This window comes from Clostridia bacterium, assembly GCA_035561135.1.
GTDB lineage: Bacteria > Acidobacteriota > Terriglobia > Terriglobales > Acidobacteriaceae > DATMYA01.
Genome location: DATMYA010000048.1, coordinates 125,509 through 140,399 on the forward strand (window position 1 = coordinate 125,509; position 14,891 = coordinate 140,399).

The following is a 14,891-nucleotide window of genomic DNA, read 5'->3' on the forward strand; positions in this document are numbered from 1 at the left end:
CCACGTTCGCTGCGGCTTTCTCTGCTCCGATATATCCTGCGGCACAGCCCCGCGACTCTGCTTCCTCACCAAACTTTGCGATTGCCCTCCGCATCCGAGATTAGGTCCCAAACTTTCGAGCAAGGCGGCAATGCTATGAACTACGAAAACCCATTCCCTTCGCGCTCGCGCCGTACCGATTGGGCCTCCCGTTCGGAAGCGCCGGAGCAACGACATCGGCTGAAACCGACACCCATGCAATCGTGGGCAACCATCGTCGGCGGCAGCGCCCTGGCCACGTTTGGCGCCACGCGTCGCAACTGGGCCGGTGCCGGACTTGCGGCCGCCGGGGGCTATCTCGTCTATCGAGGTGTGCGCTCAACCCGCCACCACGTGCAACCGATTCACGTCGAGCGCGCCTTCACCATTAACAAGCCGGTCGAAGAAGTTTTCCAGTTCTGGCGCAATTTCGAAAACCTGCCGCGATTCATGCGCCACCTCCAGTCCGTGCAAGTGACCGGCGACCGAAAGTCCCGCTGGCAAGCACGCGCACCGATGGGCATCAACGTCACCTGGGAAGCCGAGATTACCGACGAACAGTCCAACTCCTACATCGTCTGGACATCGCTGGCCGGCGCCACGATTGAGAACCGCGGCTCCGTTGAGTTCCGTCCTGCCACTTTCCATGGCGGCACCGAAGTCAGAGTCGCTATCGACTACCGCCTGCCCGCAGGCAGACTGGGTGCTGTGATCGCGCGCATGTTCGGCGAAGAACCCGAGCAGCAGATACGCGAAGACCTGCGGCATTTCAAACAGCTTCTCGAAGCCGGCGAGATACCGACGACCGAGGGACAGCCCTCCGGACGTCGGACGCCGTGGGTACGCATGGTTCAGGCCGTCACTGCCGAAAAGCGGTCCCTGATCCAGCGCACCGCCTGAGCCGCACCCAACGTGCCGCATGGCCGCTACAGAATCCGAACGGAGACGTTTCTATGAAAGCTCTTTGCTGGTTTGGCAAACAGGATGTCAGAGTCGAACAAGTTCCCGATCCGAACATTCTTAATCCACGCGATTGCATCGTGAGGATCACGCGCACAGCCATCTGCGGGTCTGACCTGCACCTCTATGACGGATTCATCCCGACTATGGAGCAGGGGGATATCCTTGGCCACGAGTTCATGGGCGAAGTCGTCGAAGTCGGCCCAGAGGTCAGGAACACAAGGGTGGGCGACCGCGTCGTCGTGCCCTTCACCATTTGCTGCGGGCAGTGCTTCTTTTGCAAAAACGGGATGTGGTCGCTCTGCGACAATACCAATCCCAACGCATACATGCTTGAGAGCCTCTACGGGCAATCGGGCGCGGCGCTCTATGGTTACTCGCACCTCTACGGCGGCTATGCAGGCGGACAAGCGCAATACGCGCGTGTGCCCTTCGCCGATATAGATCCCATCAAAATTCCCGACGGCATGCCCGATGAACAGGCGCTTTTCCTCTCCGATATCTTCCCCACCGGCTACATGGCCGCGGAAGTATGCGGCATACAACCCGGCCAGACTGTCGCGATTTGGGGCTGCGGCCCCGTCGGGCAGTTCGCTATCCGCAGCGCGTTCCTACTCGGAGCCGAACGCGTCATCGCCATCGATCGCTTCCCTGAGCGCCTGCAGATGGCCTCACAGGCCAAGGCCGAGGTGCTCAACTACGAAGAGACCGAGGACCTTATCGAGACGCTCAAGTACATGACTGGCGGACGCGGCCCCGATCACTGCATCGACGCCGTTGGCCTCGAAGCGCACGGCCACTCTGTCGATGCCTTTATTGACGAAGTCAAACAAACCCTTCGCATAGAAATGGATCGTCCTCTCGTCCTGCGCCAGTGCATACAGGCCTGCCGCAAGGGCGGCACCGTTTCCATCCCCGGCGTTTACGGCGGGTTCCTCAACAAGATTCCCTTCGGAGCCGCCTTCGCTAAGGGCCTCACCATGAAAATGGGACAGACGCACGTGATCAAGTACCTTGCCCCGCTTCTCGAGCGCATCCAGCACGGCGAAATCGATCCCAGCTTCGTCATCACCCACAGGGTGTCGATCGACAACGCGCCGGAGATGTACCGCAAGTTCTTAAACAAACAGGATCACTGCATCAAAGTCGTCCTGGACCCATGGGCGGAGCAGATGGCGGCATAGCGAGCGAACCGTGAGAGTGGGTTGCAAGCGAACAAGCCGGTTACAAGTCTTTCTGGTTTAGAGCGAAGGGTGAGACCGATCAGCTTCCCTTCGCCCCGAGCGGAGGCCGCACCGAACCTTGGGCATACTTCCCCACGCGTCACCCTGAGCGAATGTCGCGCGAACTTCGCTCAGGGGTGACGAGTGGTGTTGATTGCATCAACGCCGTTGCATCACTCCGCTAAACCCAACCCTCTTTCCGCACCTCATATTTCAACAGTTCAATCCCCTTATGCTGCACGCGTCCAACGTAGCGCATCCCAAGCCGCTGCGTGACGGCCACTGACTTCTCGTTCTCCGGCAGCACCACGGCAACGACGCGCTCCAATCCAGCCTCTGCGAAGGCGAACTCCAGCGCTCTTCGCGCGGCCTCGGTTGCCAGTCCTTTGTGCCAGCAACGCGATGCCAACCACCAGCCCACCTCGATTTCTTCCGTTCCCACCAGCGGTTGCAGTCCGCAAAAGCCGGTAAGTTCGCCGGTTTCCTTCAGCACCAGCTTCCACATGCAGAACCCGTTGCGATCCTGGCTCACCATCTGGCGCGCAACAAATTCGAGCACTTCGTCGTTCGACCATGGCGCGCCACCGCAGCGCATCACCAGCGGATCCCGAGCGATTGGAAAGAAGTCCTCCACGTCGCCTTCCGCCCACGGCTTCATCAGTAATCGTTCTGTTTCGATGGTGATCACACCGCTTTGCGCTCGCAGAATGCTACAATGAGGCTCTTTCCCGCCACGACGGAACCTGCAGCGGAATGAACAGCATGGAAACAAACTCCACTACTTATGCCGACGCCGGCGTTGATATCGAACGCGCCAACCGAACCAAACAACGTATCAAGTATCTCGCCCATAAGACGTTCAACAGGAACGTTCTGAGCGAAATCGGCGGCTTCGGCGGCCTATTCCAGATCGATCAGAAGAAGTACAAAGACCCAGTACTCGTCTCCAGCGTTGATGGCGTCGGAACCAAGCTTAAGATCGCCTTCGAGATGAACCTGCACCACACCGTCGGTGGCGACCTTGTGAACCATTGCGTCAACGACATTGCCGTGCAGGGTGCCGCGCCCATGTTCTTCATGGACTATTTGGCCGTCGGCAAGCTCGAACCAGAGACCGCGGAGAAGGTCATCGCCGGGATTGCCGAAGCATGCAAGCACAACGGCTGCGCCCTAATTGGCGGCGAAACGGCCGAAATGCCCGGCTTTTATCCATCTGGCGAATACGACCTCGCAGGCTTTATCGTCGGCGTGGTTGAGAAAGAAAAGGTCATCACAGGGAAGGACGTTCAGGTCGGCGACGTCCTGATCGGACTGCCCTCCACCGGACTCCATACCAACGGCTACGCGCTCGCCCGCAAGCTGCTCTTCTCCGTCGCTCGCTACTCGCCTGATACGTACGTGAATGAGATGAAGGGCAAGGTCGGCACCGAGTTGATGAAGCAGCACAAGTCGTACTGGCCCGTACTGCGCCGCCTTATCGATGCCGATGCAGTCGCAGCCATGGCGCACATCACCGGCGGCGGCATCACCGAAAATCTGCCGCGCGTCCTGCCCAAAGGCATGGGCGCCGTTGTGGAAATGGGAACCTGGCCCGTCCTCCCCATCTTCGAACACATGCAGAAGCTCGGCAATATCGAGCACTCGGAGATGATGCGCACCTTCAACATGGGTATCGGAATGGTTCTTGTCGTCTCGCCCAAGAAGTTCAAGAAGGTGCAGTCAATCCTGGAGAAATCCGGCGAGAAGGGCTACACCATCGGCCGTATCGTCAAAGGCGACAAGAAAGTACAGTACAGCTAACAGTTGTCGGTTGCCAGTTGCCAGTAGTCGGCGAAAGCCAAATCTTGTTGTCTTCCTGAGCGAGGGTGTAACTCCTCGACTGCGTCGCTCTGCTCGGGAAGACAATAGAAGTCGGCAGCTCGGCAAACCGCGCAGCTCAGCAGTTCAGAAGCATCAGGAAAGCTTCCCTGCGTTACGCATACGAATGAATTCCAGGTGCTGGCGTGTGTGTCCGACGATGATGTAGAGCAGGGCTCTTACCGTCACTTCGCTGCCATTCGCCACACCCCGGCGCGGCGCCATCTCTGGCGTGATGGTTTTTGCCAGCGCGATCGTCGCCTTACGCAGCAGTGTGTATTCCTCAAGCAGAGACTCAAGCGTCCGCTCGTTGAATCGTCCCTCGGCGACGTAATCGTCCTGCTCGTACCCCGGCAACGGCGTGCGATCCCCGCGCGAAATACGCAGCAGGCGGTACGAGAGCACCCGGTCGCTGTCGCATAGGTGGCCCAACACTTGCTTAAGCGACCACTGCTCCGTTCCCTTCAAGGACTCCGCCTCGGCATCGCTGAATTTGTTCAGCGTTGCCTGCACCTCCGTGAGTTGCGATTCCATGGCGCCGACGACATCTGTCTCCGGCACACGCTGAATGTAACCGGCATAGAACTCCGCGTACTCGTCCGCTTGCGGCAATGAAAAGTTCGACATGGCAGTCATTGTCAACCCAATCAGGGCCGTACGCAAATGAAGGAATCGGCCACCGTTTATCCCTTGTTTTCTGCGCTTGTGCGTTACTATCTATCAATCACTCTTACGAACCACTATCCCTTATGTTTGCCCGCAAGATTCGCGTCGAATACGAAGAGAATGGCGAACTCCATGTTGCGCCAATGAAGTGGCTCGATAGTTTTGCCATGCGCAGTTTCACTAATGATCAGGTGTTTGACGACACGCTGCCCGTCTCTGATGGACTGATCGAGGTTGGCACGCGGGTGCCCTTGGAGCTTCTGCGCGAGCGCATGGAAGACTGGTTCAGAAGAAAAAGCTACCTGCCAAAGGACGCGTCGCTCATGGTCAGTGACGAGCGGTGAGCAGCCTGTAAAAGCCGCTGAGGGTCAATTAAACGCAAAAGGCGCGACCGATGGTCGCGCCTTTTGCGTGAACTGCTGAACCGATCATTTGTCGTAGTGCAACAAGGATAAGACGTCGTACCCCTGGAGCTTGTTGCGGCCCGCCAGGAAATCGAGTTCCACGACGAACCCGAGGCCGCAAATATCCGCGCCCTGAGACTTCGCGAGTTCCGCCGTGGCCTGAGCGGTGCCGCCGGTGGCGAGCAGGTCATCGACGATGATCACGCGCTGGCCGGGTTTGATGGCGTCCTTGTGCATCTCCAGCGTGTCGTGCCCGTACTCCAGTTCGTAGGTCCACTTCACGGTTTCGGCAGGTAGCTTTCCGGGCTTGCGCACGGGAACGAACCCGGCGTTCAGGCGATAGGCGAGTGCGGGGCCGAAGATGAAGCCGCGTGCCTCTATGCCAAGAACGAGGTCAATTTCCTTGTTCAGGTAATGCGCGGTGAGTGCGTCAATGAGCCTGGCAAAACCAAGCTTGTCCTTGAGCAGCGTGGTGATGTCGTAGAAGAGAATGCCCGGCTTAGGGAAATCGGGCACTTCACGAATGAGTTGCTTCAGGGCTTCACAGTTCATTGCAGGTTTGGGCTGGTGCATGTTGCTACCACGCTCCCTCAATTCGGAAAGTCGTAAGATCGTTCAACGGTGCTGCTTCTTCCACTTCCACATCATCCACGCGCGCAGCGCGCGGGCCTTGCTTCAACTTGTCGTACAGCGCGCCCAGTTGCTCACGTGTCCCGGCGGCCAGCACTTCGACACTGCCATCCTGCTTGTTGCGCACCCAGCCACTGAGGCCAAGGATGCGAGCTTCGCGTTCCACGTACCAGCGGAAGCCGACACCCTGCACGCGGCCGGAGACAATATAACGGCGGGTTTCCAATCTAGCGCCCATAAGAATTCTCGATTGCCGCTTCCTGCCTGGCGCAAACTGAGCTATGCGCGACTCAGGTATCCACCGTCGGAGGTGTCAACCTTAACCGTGTCGCCTTCGTTAATGAAGGGCGGCACATAGACGACCAGACCGGTTTCGGTGGTTGCCGGCTTGGTGACGCTGCTGGCGGTTGCAGATTTCAAGCCCGGTTCGGTGGCGACGATCTTGAGTTCGACAGTCTGCGGCAGTTCGATGCCGACGGGCTTGCCATCGAAGATTTCGACCGTGATCTGGAGATTTGCTGTCAGGTAATCCACCGCGTCGCCGAGCGTGTCGCGCTTCATGTGCGTCTGCTCGTAGCTGGTGGTGTCCATGAAGTAGTAATCGTCGCCGTCGTTGTAGAGAAACTCCATTTTGATTTCGTCGACGGTGATCTTGTCAATTGCGTCGCCTGAGCGGAACCGATGTTCGAACATTGCGCCGGTACGCAGGTTGCGCAGCTTGGCCTGGATGAAAGCGCGCAGGTTGCCCGGTGTGCGGTGTTCAACGCTGAAGACGGCATGAAGTTCGTTGTTGTGTTTGATGACCATGCCGGGACGCATTTGTGTGGCTGGAATCGCCATTGGGTATTGCTCCTTCGTATTTGTATCTCTGGCCAGCGACCGAGATCCGTTTTCTCCCGACCCAATTATGCCGGTTATGCCTGTCGGAACCTGCCCGCGCTCCGGGCGAACTATGCCGTTCGGGAAATCCCGGCGGGTACTGCGGAGCGGGCCGCAAAAAGGGATTTCAAGCGCGTGTGCGCTGGAGTGGTGTTGCGGAGCCTTGTGACACCGCGACAAACACTTGATTTTACAGGAGCACCGTCGTGTTTGGGAATCGCAGAACGCAGGTTCGTGGCAAACGAGGCGCGCAAAGTTTGCGGGCGTTGGCCCGTACCGTGGCAACGGCGAACAGCGCCTGGCGTTCTAATCGTTGTTGACAGAGGGCAAATGCGCCAGCAGAACACAGCTGGGCAGAGGAGTTCCGATGAAAGTTCGCGAGATCATGACAACCGATGTGATGACCGCCGATCCGGACACCACGCTGGAAACAATCGCGACGATGATGAGGGACGAAGATGTGGGCGCCATCCCGATCGTGGACGACGACGAACTGGTCGGCATTGTGACCGATCGCGATATCGTGCTGCGTTGCATCGCTGAAGGCAAAGACCCTGCGGAGACCACGGCGACGGATGTTCTGAGCGAAGACCTGGAAACGGCGAGCCCCGATACCTACGCGGAAGAAGCGGCCGAGATTATGTCCCGCCAGCAGGTACGCCGGTTGCCGGTGGTCGAAGACGGCCAACTGGTCGGCATGGTGTCTATCGGCGACATCGCAGTGAAGGAACGCGACGAACGGGTTTCCGGCGGCGCGCTGGAAGGCGTATCCCGCGGCGTCAGGAAATCAACAGGGAGCGCGAAGAGTTCGGGAAAGAAGCAGCCTGGCGGAAGAAGCGAGAGGAGCGCACAGGCGAAGATACGAATGCCGCAGCCGATGGGGACGCCGGGCAGGGGTGAAGAGCGCGCAGGTCGCACTACAGGCAGACAAGCGGACGCACGCGCCGAAGCTAAACGCGGACAGGAGGTAAGTCCCGGCGACCAAGGAATCAGCAACCGGACCGCGGGCGAGGAACTTGAGCGAAATGCGCGTGTTGTGCCTTTCCGCGAAAGCAAAACCGCGCGTACCCGGCGCAAGGCAAGTTGACCAAACCAAGCCGGCTAGCATCTGTTTCACACAGTGCGTGCCTCTTCAGGTGTACGCGAACGGAGAAAGCGAATGGCCGATTACAAAACGTTTGGCGATTATGAGTATTCGGAAAAGAACGATGCGGGGAGGGTTATTTTATTTCTGGCGATTGGCATCGGCGTGGGTGCGCTGGCCGGATTGCTGATGGCCCCTAAAACCGGCAGGCAGATGCGCCGGACGCTGCGGCGCAAGTACGAGGACGCAAGGGAGCGTATCGGCAATTGGGGTGAGCAGGCGGGCGACGTGATGGAACGCGGGTCAGAGTGGGCGAGCACGGCGAAGGAACGGGTTGCCCCTTTCGCGCGCAAGATGCGCCGGAGCTGAAGGGAGTGTAGCGTTTCCTATTGTTGAAAACGGTGCGCGTTAAGCTGAAGCGGCGGGCAGTGCAAAAGGATTACTTCGACTGCGCGTTCGCCGCTTCGCTCAGCAAGATAAACATCGAATACCAATGCCAAAAAGAAAGCCCGAACTCTGGCGGTTCGGGCTTTTCGCGAATAACTCAATAAAGCCGGAAGTTCACTTCCACATTGATCTGGACTGCGACCGGCTGACCATCCTTTTTTGCCGGCTCGAACTTCCAACTGCGGACGGCGTCCATGGCCTTCTGGTCCAGGCCCATGCCCAAAGAGCGCTGCACGCGAATATCATGCGGACGACCGTCGGGCCCGACGACGACCCACAAGACGACCGTGCCCTGATATTTGGCCTTGCGAGCTTCTTCTGAATATTCAGGATCGGGCGCGTACAGGGCACGAGGTGCGCTGACGCCTCCGCCAACGCGGTATGCGCCGCCGCCGGTTCCACCGCCCCAGCCGGGACCGACGCCGGGACCGCGTCCGGAACCTACACCACCACCGGAGCCGGTGCCGATGCCGCCACCGAAGCCCGTGCCGTTCGAGGCTGGACCGGTGACGTTGGAGAGTGGGTCACCCAGATTCGCCATTTGAGGCAGGTTGATTTCAGGGGCGACAACCGTGGGCGGAACAACCAGCTTGGGGTTCTCGTTTCGTACTACGACCGCCGGCGGAACGATCTGGTCGCGAGCAGACTTCGGCAAAGCGCCCTTCGGGCTTGCTAGCTTGTCCCGGTCACCACCGCCGCCACCGCCGCCTGATTGGTCTTCCGCCTGCGACAGCACGTATGGGCTGATTTCAATAACCTGGCCGGTGATGATCTGCTTCACTTCGTCCTGATGGGTATATGCGTAACTGCCTATCCCCACGAACCCCGCGACAAACAGGATATTCAGGAGAAAGGAGACGACGAAGGAATTCCTATTGACGGCGTAGGTGCCGTATCCATCGCCGAAAAGAGTCGGCAGAATATCGTGCGCCTGCGTCTCGCCTTGATTCGTACCAGCAACCGGTTTGTTCACAGCTGGTGTCGTCATCGCTTCGCTCTAAGTATAGACCTACTCTGGCTGGAAAAGTTTCACAAAAAGGTTTGCAGGACGATGACAAAACGCGACTCCGTCCCTCCACTCCCCCATGCGACATGAAGCGGGAAAGCTCGCGCCGTGTTCCAGAAGATTCATATACTTGCACTGGAAACGCCGTGCAAACCGCAGCGGAATCGCGAGCACTCGATTCCTAGGCCATGTACGAAAGCGCGGCCGCCCACCCGACCTATGATTGCCATGCTGGCCAGGGACATATCGAGTGCGGACGCTGGATTATGGAACCTCGATTGAAACATCGATCGGGGAACTTCGATTAGGGAACTTTGATTAGGGAACAATGACCCGCAGAGCTCGTGGGCGAATCGTGATCTCTGCCGGAGTCTCGCAGACGTATTCGCCATCGGCATAGATAGGCATGGGCATGGCGGTCTGTACGCGCAGCCGCCGAGCGGTGAAGTACTCAACTTCGCGCTTAAGGCGCAGATGCGTGCCGGAGAAGACGGTATGCAGGAATCGCAGCACACGCAGTTTGGGAACGTGGCGGACGAAGCAGATGTCCAGCAGTCCGTCATCGAGTTGCGCGCGCGGCGCAATGCGCATGCCGTTGCCATACGTGGGAGCGTTGGCTATTGCGACAAGAAGCGATGGTTCAGAGATGAAGGTTTTGAAGTGCCCATCCTGATCGGGTAACGCGATAGAGATGCGCTCCGACTTATAGGTCGCGAGGGTACGCAGCGCGCACAAGACGTATCCGCCGTGGGCGCGGAGCCATCCCGGTAAACAATTGGCGCGCTCGTTCGTGGCGGAGTCCAACCCGGTGCCCGCGATGCAGCCGTAGTAAACGTGAGGTGCGGCGCGTTCAAGGGCGTGGTGCAGATGGGCACGCATGATCGCCGGCCCAAGCGCTTCGGGAGGTTGAGGGAAGCGGCCTTCTTTATCCGCAAAGGTCAATCGGCCATCGACCCACGCGTTGGTGTCGCCTTGTTCAGCTTGTGCGGCGACCGGCGTAATGACGCCGAGATCGATGGTGCGGACGTTGTCGCCCGTTTCGAGGAATCTGCGCCAGGCGCGTTCGGCGTCGGCGACGGAGCGTATACCGAGCGCGGCGGCGAAGTCGTTGCCGCTGCCGGTGGGGACCACCAGCAGCGCGCAATCGCTTTCGGCAAGCGGTTGCAGGGCACGGTGGACGGTACCGTCTCCACCGAAGACGAGCGCTACGTCGGGGTAGTCCGGCGGCTCGATGGTGTTGCCGGCAAAGATGTTCACGCCCGCGGCATGGAAGCGCCGCAGGAGCTTGGAGTCAGTGTTGGGGTGCAGGATAGCCGCGGCGCGCACGAAGCGCATTGTAACCGCCGCCGAGCTTTTCTGGAACGCTAAGCGAGCACCACGCGCTTCATCATCCGGCCAACGCGAATGACAAGTTCCGAAGGAACGCTCAAGTTGACGAACAACTCCTTCGAGACCGCGCCATCGATCTTCACCGAACCAGCTCTGATCTTGCGCTGCGCGTCGGAGGTTGAATCGGCGAATCCAGCTTTCGCGAGCAACTTGTCGAGCTTGAAGGAGTGGTGATCGCCTTCGGGTCGCGGCGCGAGGTCGGCGGATGCAATACGCACCTCTTCCAGATTCGACGGCACTTCAGCTTTCTGGAACTGCTTGCTCCAGTTGTCTTCGGCATCCTGCGCCAGTTGCGGGGAATGGAAATCGGCGATGATGCGCTTTGCCAGATCCTTTTTGGCACGCATGGGGTGGAGTTGGCCAGCGGCGACCTGCTGCTTCAGACTCTCGATTTCGGCCATCGTCAAGTCCGTCAGTAGCTCGTAGTAGCGCCACATCAGGTCGTCGGAAATCGACATGAGCTTTCCGAACATCTCGACCGGAGTCTCGGTAATGCCGACGTAGTTGCCGTACGACTTCGACATCTTCTGCACGCCGTCGGTGCCTTCGAGCAGCGGCATAGTCAGCACGATCTGCGAGGGCTGGCCGTAGTGACGTTGCAGTTCGCGTCCGACGAGCAGGTTGAACTTCTGGTCGGTGCCGCCGAGTTCCACGTCGGCGTTGAGCATGACGGAGTCGTATCCCTGCGCGAGCGGATAGAGCAGTTCGTGTACGGAGATGGGTTTTTCTTCCATGAAGCGCTTATGGAAGTCTTCGCGCTCGAGCAGTTGCGAGACAGTGTACTTGGCGGCGAGGCGGATCATGCCCTCAAAGCCGAGCGCGTGCAGCCATTCGCTGTTGTAGCGAACCTCTGTCTTCTGCGGGTCGAGAATTTTGAAAACCTGCACCTTGTAGGTCTCGGCGTTGACTTGCAGTTGCTCGCGGGAGAGCGGTGGGCGCGTGCTATTTCGTCCCGTGGGATCGCCGATCAGTCCGGTGCCGTCGCCTATGAGGAAGACGACGATGTGGCCCATATCCTGGAAGTGCTTGAGCTTGCGGATGAGCACGGTGTGACCGAGATGGAGGTCGGGTGCCGTGGGGTCAAAGCCGGCTTTAACGCGCATCGGCTTGCCGCTTTTACTGCTCTGCTCCAGGCGTTCGCGCAGGTCGCTCTCTCGGATGATCTCCACGGAGCCCTTGCGCAGGTAAGCGAGTTGTTCTTCGACCGGTTTGAAGTGAGACATTGCAATTCGATTATAGGAGATGAAGCGGATTATGGCAGGCGAAGACGGCGACGGCTTCCGAACAGAAGTGCGTTACGGGATTCGCAAGCGGCTGCGAATTCTTGTCAGAACGGTTTCTTGCCGCGGTTGGAACGTTTGTGAGGAAACCTTGATGGCGTCAAATAAAATTACGTTCTCTTCCCCAATGACTTCTGCTTCGTGCTCGGCGCCGGCAGGTACGCAAATATAGTCTCCCGGCGCGAGGATGAAAGACCGTGCGCCGAAACTTACTCGCAACCGGCCGCTCAGCACTGCGTCGATCCTCTCTACCTCATGTGTGTGCGTTTCGAAGCGTGTCCTGCGGGGAAACACGTAGCGCGAAACGATGTACCCGAGGGCTTCGATTTTGCGGCGCAACGCAGCTTCGCTCAGCCGACCTTCTCGAGCTTCATCCCAGCGTTCCGCATTCATTCGCCTTGCCCTTCGCGCGCTCAGAAATGGGGCACGCCAGTCATCACGCCGATCTCACCGCCTGCCGGATGAGCCGAATCCCCCAACTCCCCGGCTCGAAACGCCGAGTTCCTCGACAATTTGTACCTGCCCTGTAAGAACAGGATAGGGGATTAGATTCGCAAGCTTATCGCCCGCGTGAATCTCCGCCGGCGCATTGCCGAGATTCTCCATCACGATCTTGATTTCTCCACGGTAACCCGAGTCGATGACGCCGGCAGTGGTTATGATGCGCCGCGCGGCCATTGAGGATTTGTCGCGCACGAGTGCACCCATGGGCGTTCCATCCGATGCGGTGACTTCAATGGATATGCCCGTAGGGACGATGGCGTGTCCACCGGCAGGAATGGTCAGAGTCTCTGCCGAAAACAGATCATAACCAAGGTCTTCGCCGGGATGAGCGATGGTTGGAGCTTTAGCTTCAGGACGCAGCAATTTCACACGGAGCATGGCGGCAGTTTAACAGCCGTCAGAATATGCACCGGATTACGCGCCCGAAGCTGTGCCGGAGGTTTTGGCGATGACCCGACGGCCAACAATCTCATAGTTGCCGTCGACGATGATGCCTATTCCCTCCGTGTACGCCTGGTGCTCTTGTTCGAGGATGCGCGCGGCGAGCGTGTGCTCGTCATCGCCGGGGAGTACAGGAACGGTGCGTTGCACGATGATGGCGCCGTGGTCGAGGTGCTCGTCCACAAAGTGTACGGTGCAGCCCGTCACTTTGACTCCGTACTCGAACGCCTGCTTCTGTGCGTCCATGCCGGGGAAGGCGGGAAGCAGCGAGGGATGAACGTTGAGAATCCTGTTCGGGAATTGCTGAATGAACCAAGGCGAGAGCAGGCGCATGTATCCGGCCAGGACGATCAAGTCTGCGGAGTTTTCCTGCAACGCGCTCGCGACTTCTCGGTCGTGGTCTTCGCGCTGACGGCCCTTGCTGGGGATGACGATGGCGTTAAGGCCGCGACGCCGGGCGCTTTCAATACCAGGCGCGTCGGCACGATTCGAGATGACGACGGAAATGCGCGCTCCAGGCAGCAGTCCGGCGTCGATATTCGAAGCGATGGCTTCGAAGTTGGAGCCGCGTCCAGAAATGAGGATGCCGAGATTCTTCAAGGGCAGGTGCCGATGGCCAGTTGCCAGATGTCAGTAAAGCAGAAATGAGCGGCGAGTGGTTAGTGGATAGTTAAAGGCGATTCACCGTCGTCGATTGCAGTGGTGTCGGGTCAACAGGTTGTTCCGGTTAGACCGAAACAACCTGTTAATCGGCGCAAGCTGAGACAAACACGGCTTTAACGCTAGCGCCTTTGTTGTAATCCAGCAGTTGAACGCTTGCTCGCCGGACGAAGCTGAAGGTCTTGAGCGAGTTTAAAGCTGAGTTCCGTTTCTGGAGGCAGTTCCTTCTTTTTGCCCCGGAAGACCTGTGCGCCGGCGCCACCTGCTCCGCCAACCAGCGCTCCAATCGCTGCCCCTTTGCCGCCGCCCAGCAGAGCACCTAGAACAGCTCCAATCGCCGCACCGCCTCCGACGTACTTGCCGGTTTGCTTATTCATGCCGAGGCCGCCGGATGATGACGATTGCTGCGATGAGGCTGTTGTGACGAGATATCTGCGACCGTCCATGGTCACAGAACGAAGATCGAGCACCGTGTCTTTGCCGTCATTGGTGGGGGCGGCTACTAACTGCGCACGTGCGCCACGTGGGATCGCAACCGCTCCAGACCTGTCGAGCACGTCATTGCTGATGCTGCCGGTGTAGGCGCTTCCAGACTGGGGTTTCGCTGGAATGGCCGTATCCGTACGGACTTTGATTTCGGTCCCTTCCGGCAGGTTACGCGTGCTTTGCGCGTAAGCGGCATAGGACAGAAGGCACAGCAAAACGAGTACGAGCGAACTTCTTGATCTCATGGTTTTCCTCCCAAGTGTATTGTGATGCTCAACCGAACGACCGGAGCCGTTTCAAAGCACTTGGATTTGTGATCTGGGTAAGACTCAACTTCAGTTCTTCTGGCCACACACTAGCCAAATCACGCGTGTGGCACGGCTGCATTACCCCCGGCCCCGGTGCCTGGAGTGCATTCACGGCGAAGTGCGACAAACCTCGTCGATAGCTGAAAGTCACCAAAGGCGCGCAGAGATTCAGGCATCACGTCGCCCCGTTAATGGATTCGTGATGACACGTTGGCTACCTGCCATTCTGCAATTAACGTGAATTCCTCAATTGCGGGCCAACCCGGCCAGCTCTGCCATAAATCGTACTTACATGCAGAACCCTGGATTCACTCCAGGCCGACGATCGAAGAAGGGAGCATACCGTGATGACCGAAAATGCGTATTACGCAATTGATCCCATGGCTCTGATCCTCTCAGGACGGGCGTACCTGATATGGGTCGAGATACACAATCCACGCGTGCCCTTGACACAGATTAAGGAAGCAATCCGCGCTATGACAGCCGAGGAGCAGAAAGTTGCGCTGGCAAGGGCCCAAACGTTGTCGACGTATGGGAAAGCGGTGGAAGATGCGATCGTAGACCTGCAAAAGGAAAAGGCAATCTAGCACACGACGACGCTTCTGCCTGGCGAACCAGCGACCCGCAACGACGCTCGGAAGGCTCAGAA

Annotated in this window: 19 protein-coding genes; 7 read left to right on the top strand and 12 right to left on the bottom strand. The window is 58.6% G+C overall.

Features of this window, described 5'->3' with window-relative positions; genetic code table 11:
* Nucleotides 1–135 precede the first annotated feature (135 nt).
* Together VN622_09765 and VN622_09770 are read left to right on the top strand one after the other, a co-directional pair.
* On the top strand, nt 136–918 hold the full coding sequence (locus VN622_09765) for an SRPBCC family protein (GenBank protein ID HWR36142.1): 783 nt from the start codon (nt 136–138) through the stop codon (nt 916–918).
* Between the two features lie 53 nt (nt 919–971).
* The gene (locus VN622_09770; GenBank protein HWR36143.1) at nt 972–2,162 is read left to right on the top strand and encodes a zinc-dependent alcohol dehydrogenase; all 1,191 of its coding nucleotides are present in this window, start codon (nt 972–974) and stop codon (nt 2,160–2,162) included.
* A gap of 220 nt (nt 2,163–2,382) precedes the next feature.
* Here VN622_09770 and VN622_09775 read toward each other — a convergent pair whose 3' ends face one another.
* Nucleotides 2,383–2,889 (bottom strand): GNAT family N-acetyltransferase, encoded by a 507-nt coding sequence (locus tag VN622_09775; GenBank protein ID HWR36144.1) that lies wholly within the window; start codon nt 2,887–2,889, stop codon nt 2,383–2,385.
* A gap of 74 nt (nt 2,890–2,963) precedes the next feature.
* Between VN622_09775 and purM the strand changes: the two genes are divergently transcribed.
* On the top strand, nt 2,964–4,001 hold the full coding sequence (gene purM, locus VN622_09780) for a phosphoribosylformylglycinamidine cyclo-ligase (protein ID HWR36145.1): 1,038 nt from the start codon (nt 2,964–2,966) through the stop codon (nt 3,999–4,001).
* 153 nt (nt 4,002–4,154) lie between these two features.
* Here purM and VN622_09785 read toward each other — a convergent pair whose 3' ends face one another.
* Nucleotides 4,155–4,685 (bottom strand): DinB family protein, encoded by a 531-nt coding sequence (locus VN622_09785; protein HWR36146.1) that lies wholly within the window; start codon nt 4,683–4,685, stop codon nt 4,155–4,157.
* 122 nt (nt 4,686–4,807) lie between these two features.
* Here VN622_09785 and VN622_09790 point away from each other — a divergent pair, with 122 nt between their 5' ends.
* A complete protein-coding gene (locus VN622_09790) occupies nt 4,808–5,068 on the top strand; it encodes a hypothetical protein (GenBank protein HWR36147.1) in 261 nt (86 codons plus the stop codon).
* A gap of 84 nt (nt 5,069–5,152) precedes the next feature.
* On the opposite strand, the gene VN622_09795 is transcribed toward VN622_09790, so the two are convergent.
* Genes VN622_09795 through efp form a run of 3 tightly spaced genes read right to left on the bottom strand, consistent with a single transcriptional unit; the run spans nt 5,153 to nt 6,598 of the window.
* On the bottom strand, nt 5,153–5,701 hold the full coding sequence (locus VN622_09795) for an adenine phosphoribosyltransferase (protein ID HWR36148.1): 549 nt from the start codon (nt 5,699–5,701) through the stop codon (nt 5,153–5,155).
* A gap of 4 nt (nt 5,702–5,705) precedes the next feature.
* Nucleotides 5,706–5,996 carry an acylphosphatase gene (yccX, locus tag VN622_09800; protein ID HWR36149.1) on the bottom strand — a complete coding sequence of 97 codons (291 nt, stop codon included), beginning with the start codon at nt 5,994–5,996 and terminating at the stop codon, nt 5,706–5,708.
* Nucleotides 5,997–6,037: 41 nt separating this feature from the next.
* Nucleotides 6,038–6,598, bottom strand: a complete 561-nt coding sequence (gene efp, locus VN622_09805) for an elongation factor P (protein HWR36150.1) — start codon at nt 6,596–6,598, stop codon at nt 6,038–6,040.
* 406 nt (nt 6,599–7,004) lie between these two features.
* On the opposite strand from efp, the gene VN622_09810 reads away from it, so the two are divergent.
* Nucleotides 7,005–7,724 (top strand): CBS domain-containing protein, encoded by a 720-nt coding sequence (locus VN622_09810; protein ID HWR36151.1) that lies wholly within the window; start codon nt 7,005–7,007, stop codon nt 7,722–7,724.
* A 72-nt stretch (nt 7,725–7,796) separates the two neighbouring features.
* Nucleotides 7,797–8,090 (top strand): YtxH domain-containing protein, encoded by a 294-nt coding sequence (locus VN622_09815; protein ID HWR36152.1) that lies wholly within the window; start codon nt 7,797–7,799, stop codon nt 8,088–8,090.
* Between the two features lie 175 nt (nt 8,091–8,265).
* On the opposite strand, the gene VN622_09820 is transcribed toward VN622_09815, so the two are convergent.
* The 7 genes from VN622_09820 to VN622_09850 form a co-directional block, all read right to left on the bottom strand.
* Nucleotides 8,266–9,156 carry an energy transducer TonB gene (locus tag VN622_09820; GenBank protein ID HWR36153.1) on the bottom strand — a complete coding sequence of 297 codons (891 nt, stop codon included), beginning with the start codon at nt 9,154–9,156 and terminating at the stop codon, nt 8,266–8,268.
* Nucleotides 9,157–9,492: 336 nt separating this feature from the next.
* Nucleotides 9,493–10,509: a diacylglycerol kinase family protein gene (locus VN622_09825; protein HWR36154.1), complete on the bottom strand. Its 1,017-nt coding sequence runs from the start codon at nt 10,507–10,509 to the stop codon at nt 9,493–9,495.
* A 29-nt stretch (nt 10,510–10,538) separates the two neighbouring features.
* On the bottom strand, nt 10,539–11,786 hold the full coding sequence (gene tyrS, locus VN622_09830; protein HWR36155.1) for a tyrosine--tRNA ligase: 1,248 nt from the start codon (nt 11,784–11,786) through the stop codon (nt 10,539–10,541).
* Between the two features lie 72 nt (nt 11,787–11,858).
* Nucleotides 11,859–12,236 carry a cupin domain-containing protein gene (locus VN622_09835; GenBank protein HWR36156.1) on the bottom strand — a complete coding sequence of 126 codons (378 nt, stop codon included), beginning with the start codon at nt 12,234–12,236 and terminating at the stop codon, nt 11,859–11,861.
* 54 nt (nt 12,237–12,290) lie between these two features.
* Nucleotides 12,291–12,725: a dUTP diphosphatase gene (gene dut / locus VN622_09840; GenBank protein HWR36157.1), complete on the bottom strand. Its 435-nt coding sequence runs from the start codon at nt 12,723–12,725 to the stop codon at nt 12,291–12,293.
* A 36-nt stretch (nt 12,726–12,761) separates the two neighbouring features.
* Complete coding sequence (gene purN / locus VN622_09845) at nt 12,762–13,388, bottom strand: phosphoribosylglycinamide formyltransferase (GenBank protein ID HWR36158.1); 627 nt, start codon at nt 13,386–13,388, stop codon at nt 12,762–12,764.
* Nucleotides 13,389–13,570: 182 nt separating this feature from the next.
* Nucleotides 13,571–14,179: a hypothetical protein gene (locus VN622_09850; protein HWR36159.1), complete on the bottom strand. Its 609-nt coding sequence runs from the start codon at nt 14,177–14,179 to the stop codon at nt 13,571–13,573.
* A gap of 407 nt (nt 14,180–14,586) precedes the next feature.
* Here VN622_09850 and VN622_09855 point away from each other — a divergent pair, with 407 nt between their 5' ends.
* On the top strand, nt 14,587–14,829 hold the full coding sequence (locus tag VN622_09855; GenBank protein ID HWR36160.1) for a hypothetical protein: 243 nt from the start codon (nt 14,587–14,589) through the stop codon (nt 14,827–14,829).
* Nucleotides 14,830–14,891 lie beyond the last annotated feature (62 nt).